We start from the raw sequence: 5,847 nt of genomic DNA on the forward strand, positions 1-5,847 counted from the left end.
GAGCGCTTTTTCGTAGTTCTGCACTTCAATGCCGGACTGGATCGTTCCAATTCCCTTGTGCCCGTCATAGCGAGAAGAGCAGTAGTAGGCGAGACTTGCTTTTTCCCTTACGTTCATGAACAGCTTGGAATGCGGATATCCGCCCAAAATGCCGTTGTACATTAATGCTGCCGCATAATGATCATCCCCATAAGTGATGGAAGTGCGCAGCCCAAGATTCAGCTTGCCCTGACTCACTTCCATTTTCTCCACTACGGTACGAGGCTCGCCCGACTGGCGCACCGGCGTCTCGGTCTTGTACGTAATACCCGGTTCAGAACCGAGATCAAAGTGCGAGTTGACGAGCTTCTCCACTTCCTCGAGCGTCGTGTCCCCAACCACATACAGGTCCATGCTGGCTTCGCTCAGCCATTTGCGGTACCCGTCGTGCAGGCTCTCCGGTGAAATTTTCTCCAGGTCCTGACGCTGTCCGAGCGCGTGAAGACGGTAAGGCTCGTTGCGGCACATCTCCTCGATGCAGCGCTCGGAGGCGTAGCGGATCTTATCGTTGACGATGGATTCCAGCTTCTTGCGGACGTTCTCCTTCTCCGCCTGAACGTAAGAACTGCGGAAACGGCCGCCCTCCAAAACGGGACGCGTCACCACTTCGCCGAGAAAAGCGAATGAGGATGCGAGCAGGCTCTCTTGGCTCTTTACGAACGAATCGTTAATTGTGTCCATCCGGAAGTGCACCATCTGGTAGTTGCCTCTTTTATACACATCAAAACCGAAGCCGGCCCCGTACATTTGCTCCAGCTGCTCGCGGAACTGGCGGGTCTCCGGATATGTAACGGTACCCCGGCGGAGTACAAAAGGAGTCAAGGCCGTAGGCGTTACGGTGTCCTCTGCAAGCGGAATGCCTGCGTAGAGCGATATTGCAAACGTCTTAAAGCGTTTCGTCGGCAGAACGTGAATCCGGATCCGCTTGGCGTTTCCATGTTGAAAAGCAGTTGTATTCAAGGTCCAAAACTCCTTTAGCCATGAATTTATAAAGCGTCACGCTTTTGATTAAGTTCCATTCTATACCATTGGAAAGTGAAGAAGCAACCGAAGACAAACCCTCCGGTTGCTGTTTTCCCTCATGCGCAATCTGCTTCAAGGAACGAACGAAGTTACGGTGCCAAACTTACGTTCAATCCTTTTACATGCAGAAAATATGCTGCCCGATCGTCAAGACTTGAGGCCGGGACCAGATCCACTTCGAAGTGGCTGTTTTCGGGTTAAAGTAGTACAGGCATCCGCCGGTCGGATCCCAGCCGTTTAACGCCTGCTGCACCGCTTTGCGGGCCGTTTCGTTCGGCGTGAGATAAATTTGTCCGTCGGCTACCGCCGTAAATGCGCCCGGCTGAAATATAACGCCATGGGGCGTATTCGGGAAGCTTGGCGATTTGACACGGTTCAGAATGACCGCCGCCACGGCAACCTGTCCTTCAAACGGTTCACCGCGGGATTCGCCATACACCGCATTAGCCATAATTTTCAGATCGTTTTCGGACAGGCCCATCGTGTTGGCCGAGGCCATCGGTTCGCTTGTGTTTTTCTGATTGCCGCTTGTGCTCGGTTGTTTGCCGGCGGCGTTTCCGGACTCGGCTGCGGATGGCTGCCAATTTTTGGTGGCATTGTACAGCTTCAGCTTGGTTTTGGCTCCGACCGTTCCGTCCACCTTCATCCCGAATTCGGACTGGAACCATTTGACGGACTTCAGCGTGCTCCATCCGTATTGTCCGTCAATCTTTCCGTTATAAAAGCCCAAAAATTTCAGGCGCCCCTGCAGTTCATACACATCCTGGCCTGAGGATCCATACTTCAAAACCGTTGATCCGAATGTAGGTATGGTTTGTTCCGCAGGCTCCACCGCCGCTTTGGACGAAGCTTTGGAATCCGTATGGGGTCTTACACCTGCATAGACCGCCGCAGACAATAGAAACACCAAACCGATGATGATCCATAATTTTGCGTTTTTCATGGGTTAGCTCTACCTTTCTCTTGTGGGTTTGACAGGATGGCTACGGTTATTATGACAACAGGCCCCATTTCCTATACACCCTGCCCAAGAGAAAGAATGTGTACCGCCGATAGAAGCTTTCAAGCGTATTCCCATGCAAATCACCGCCAAAAAGGCCCCTCACGAACGATCATGAGAGGCCTCCAAGGAAGATATAGCACATCCGGCAAGATTTACCGGTCTATGAGCTGATGCGGTTCTGCTGCTGATACTGCTCCAGGGAGACGAGCACCTCACGCGGTTTGCTTCCCTCGTAAGGTCCGATAATTCCCCGCGCTTCCATCGAATCGATCAAGCGGGCCGCACGGGTATACCCCACCCGCATTCGGCGCTGCAGCAGCGACACGGATGCCTGTTTGGATTCCAGCACGATCTGAACGGCCTGATCGTACAGCTCGTCCAGCTGGTCGTCGGCATCCTGCGACGTTTCCTCCACTTCGGGAACGAGACTTTCATCGTACTTGGCTTCCCCTTGGTCGCGGACATAGTTAACGATGATCTCGACTTCCTGATCGGTCATAAATGCCCCCTGCACGCGGATCGGCTTAGACGCTCCCATCGGCATGAAGAGCATACTCCCCGCGGCCCAGCAGCTTCCGCGGCCCGAGCCATTTGGGCGAGGCGGGTGATCGCTTCCTCGACGTCATGCGCGGCGACCATCATCAGGTCGGCCAGCTCGTCGACGATGACCACAATATAAGGCAGCACTGCTGCCGGATTGTCCTTCATCAGGTTGTTATAGCCTTCAATATTGCGCGTGCCGGATTTGGAAAACAGCTCATAGCGCTTTTCCATCTCGACCACGATCTTCTTCAGCGCCAGGGAAGCACGCTTCGGATCGGTAACCACGGGCGCCATGAGATGAGGGATGCCGTTATACACGTTCAGCTCGACCATCTTCGGATCGACCATCAGAAATTTCACTTCATCCGGCTTAGCCTTATACAGGATGCTCGTAATGATGCCGTTAATACAGACCGATTTACCGGAACCGGTGGCGCCGGCGACGAGCAAATGGGGCATTTTTGCCAGATTGCCGACGATCGTCTGTCCCGAAATGTCCCGGCCGAATGCGATCGACAACTTCGACGAGGCGTCTTGAAAGACCGGCGTTTCCATAACTTCGCGCATCGTCACGAGCGAAACCTCATTGTTCGGCACCTCGATGCCGATGGCCGATTTGCCCGGGATCGGCGCCTCCATCCGGATATCCTTCGCGGCCAAAGCCAGCGCGATATCGTCCGTCAGCCCGACAATCCGGCTGACCTTCACGCCGATATCCGGCTGGATTTCGTACCGCGTCACCGCTGGCCCGCGAACGACCTCAAGCACTTTCGCCCGTACGCCGAAGCTCTCCATCGTCGCCTCCAGCTTGCGGGCGGTTTGCTTATAATCGTTCTGATCGCCTGCCTTGCCGCCATTCTGGGGCTTGGAGAGCAGCCTGAAGGGCGGGAGCTTGTACGGCTTCGGCGGAGGCGCAGGCGGGGTCATCGCAAGCTCCAGCGCCTCCGCCGGCTCAGCCGGACTTCCCGCGGATTCTCCCTGGAGATCCGCAGCGGTTACCGGCGCCCCGCCATCCGGCGTCCCAGCGGTATCCTCATGGAATTCCGCGCTGATGCCTTCAGGCGGAAAAGCGACTCCGGCAGCTCCGGCGTATGCTTCGTCCGATTCCTCCGGATCGGCGTTGCCTTCGGATTTCACATGCTCGAAAAAGTCGCGGATGATCGGCGAAGATTCGTTCCGCTTCGGTTCCGCCCACAGCGGCTCCTCATGCAGGTCGAATGCATCGTTCTCCTCCGGCTCCACCGCCTCACTGAACCGCCCGCCTGCCGCGGAACGGGTGTCCCTGACCGGTTCAAGAATATCGCTGCCGTCCAGCTCATCATCAGCAAGCGGCGGCTGCGCTTCGTTCTTGGCAAACCTGCTGCCAAACAGCTGGAAGAACACCGGGGCGCTCCGCTTCGGCTTCGGCGGCACGAAATCCTCGTCCAATTCATCCTCATCGTCGTCAGCCGGGAGCGGCTGCGGTTTCTTCTGCCTGGACGAAGCCGCCCGTTTGGAAGCGACCTTGGCCGACTGGCGGCGGTTGTCCATCCGCTTCTGGACATTCTCGCCGGCCTTCACCAGCCTGCTGCGGAAGATTCGCATCAGGTCGACATACGACAGATTCGTAATCAGCATAAAGCTGATAATAAACATAACGATCATCATCAGCTTCGAGCCCAAGGTCCCAAACAGCCAATACAGCGCCGCAAACTCGATGGCGCCGATATAGCCTCCGCTGATGTCCTTATTCAGCATAGAGTGGTCGCCGCGGGCCGATGACGACAGCAGCGCTCCCTGCAAGTCCGTATGTACCTGGGATAATATGTTCCCGGTGCTCAATGCGCCAACCGGACCCAGTTTCTTTCCAATGAAGAAATGCTGCTCATAAGTACCAAGGCCAGTACCAACAGCAGAATTCCGCTTCTCCGCGTATTCCACCGTTTCGGCCATTTTCGCTGAATCATGACGCTGAGGCCCAAGTAGATTCCCACCAGGGGGATCACAAAATAAAACCGCCCTAACAGCAGTCCGAACATTTTGGATAATGACCACCCTACCGTCGCTTCACCGGATAAGGCGATAACGGAAAGGGTGATCAGTATAATTCCGTATATTTCGTATTTCAGCACATTGGTCAGTACTGCCTTCTTCTTCTTTCTTCGCTTAGCCAAAATGTCACCCCCGGCCAATATTATACCATATAATACCGTGGGGCACCTATGTTCTGTTTCTGCTGCTAAAGGTCCATTTTACAGTGTCGGAATGTAGCGTATTACCTGTCCTGGGGCAAACGCCGGTTTGAGGTACGATTCAAGCGGGCAGTCGAGCAGCCGGACGATTTCCGCCCGTCCCGCATCAAGCGGTTTGACTTCCATCAGGATGCCCTGCAGCCTTACCTCCGCCGTCTGGACAGGGGTAAAACCCTCCTCCCACACAGCATCAAGCGGCATAATCGTATGAAGCATCATTGAGTAATCCCCTCCGCCTCAACCGGTTGTTTACGCTCATCGATAAGCTTGTTCAGCTTGGCCAGAGCCTGGCCTATACCTCCTACTTCGTCCATCAAGCCGTATTTAACGGCATCCAGTCCGCCCACCGCCGTACCGATATCCCGGTTCAGCTCGCCGGTGCGGAACATTAATTCCTTAAACCGCTCCTCCGTAATCCGCGAATGGGAGGTGACGAAGCGGACGACGCGCTCCTGCATTTTCTCCATATATTCGAACGTCTGCGGCACACCGATCACAAGTCCGTTCAGGCGGATCGGGTGAATGGTCATGGTGGCGCTCTCGGCGATAAGCGAGTACGTCGAAGCTACGGCGATCGGCACACCGATGCTGTGCCCGCCCCCGACGACGACGGTGACGGTAGGCTTGGTAAGGGACGTGATCATTTCGGCGATGGCCAGTCCAGCCTCCACATCACCGCCTACTGTATTGAGAATAATCATAATTCCGTCCACCTGTTTGCTTTGCTCCGCAGCGACCAGCTGGGGAATAATGTGCTCGTATTTCGTCGTTTTGTTCTGCGGCGGAAGGACCAGATGCCCTTCGATTTGCCCGATGATCGTCAGGCAAAAAATGTTCGACTCGGTCCCCTGCGGCACGTTCATTTGTCCCAGCTGCTTCAGCGTATCCAATGCCGTCGGTTCCGGGTTTACAACAGGGGCTTGTTCCGGCGCCTCCGTTTCGCTCATCGGCGCACGGCGTGTATTTTGTGTCATCATATCCTCGTCCTTTCCTAACCATATAATTTCC

Annotated in this window: 4 protein-coding genes and 1 pseudogene; all 5 read right to left on the minus strand. The window is 55.2% G+C overall.

Annotation, left to right across the window (positions count from 1 at the left end; all coding sequences use genetic code 11):
* Positions 1-999 (minus strand): EF-P 5-aminopentanol modification-associated protein YfmF (yfmF, locus tag CPT76_RS16205; RefSeq protein ID WP_105443597.1); only part of this gene is annotated, 999 nt, incomplete at its 3' end.
* A 181-nt stretch (positions 1,000-1,180) separates the two neighbouring features.
* On the minus strand, positions 1,181-2,005 hold the full coding sequence (gene sleB / locus CPT76_RS16210) for a spore cortex-lytic enzyme (RefSeq protein ID WP_076168007.1): 825 nt from the start codon (positions 2,003-2,005) through the stop codon (positions 1,181-1,183).
* Positions 2,006-2,225: 220 nt separating this feature from the next.
* Positions 2,226-4,761 (minus strand): annotated as a pseudogene (locus tag CPT76_RS41480) (DNA translocase FtsK).
* Between the two features lie 78 nt (positions 4,762-4,839).
* A complete protein-coding gene (locus CPT76_RS16220) occupies positions 4,840-5,058 on the minus strand; it encodes a YlzJ-like family protein (RefSeq protein ID WP_105443598.1) in 219 nt (72 codons plus the stop codon).
* On the minus strand, positions 5,055-5,816 hold the full coding sequence (locus CPT76_RS16225; protein WP_105444110.1) for a ClpP family protease: 762 nt from the start codon (positions 5,814-5,816) through the stop codon (positions 5,055-5,057). Before CPT76_RS16225 ends, CPT76_RS16220 begins: the two co-directional genes overlap by 4 nt.
* Positions 5,817-5,847: the final 31 nt, after the last annotated feature.

The sequence above is a fragment of the Paenibacillus sp. AR247 genome, from assembly GCF_002968895.1.
Taxonomy (GTDB): domain Bacteria; phylum Bacillota; class Bacilli; order Paenibacillales; family Paenibacillaceae; genus Paenibacillus_AQ; species Paenibacillus_AQ favisporus.

What these genes read in the sequence shown, in the direction of transcription:
- sleB (WP_076168007.1), bottom strand. Translation starts at nt 2,005, where the DNA reads ATGAAAAACGCAAAATTATGGATCATCATCGGTTTGGTGTTTCTATTG.
- CPT76_RS16220 (WP_105443598.1), bottom strand. Translation starts at nt 5,058, where the DNA reads ATGATGCTTCATACGATTATGCCGCTTGATGCTGTGTGGGAGGAGGGT.
- CPT76_RS16225 (WP_105444110.1), bottom strand. Translation starts at nt 5,816, where the DNA reads ATGATGACACAAAATACACGCCGTGCGCCGATGAGCGAAACGGAGGCG.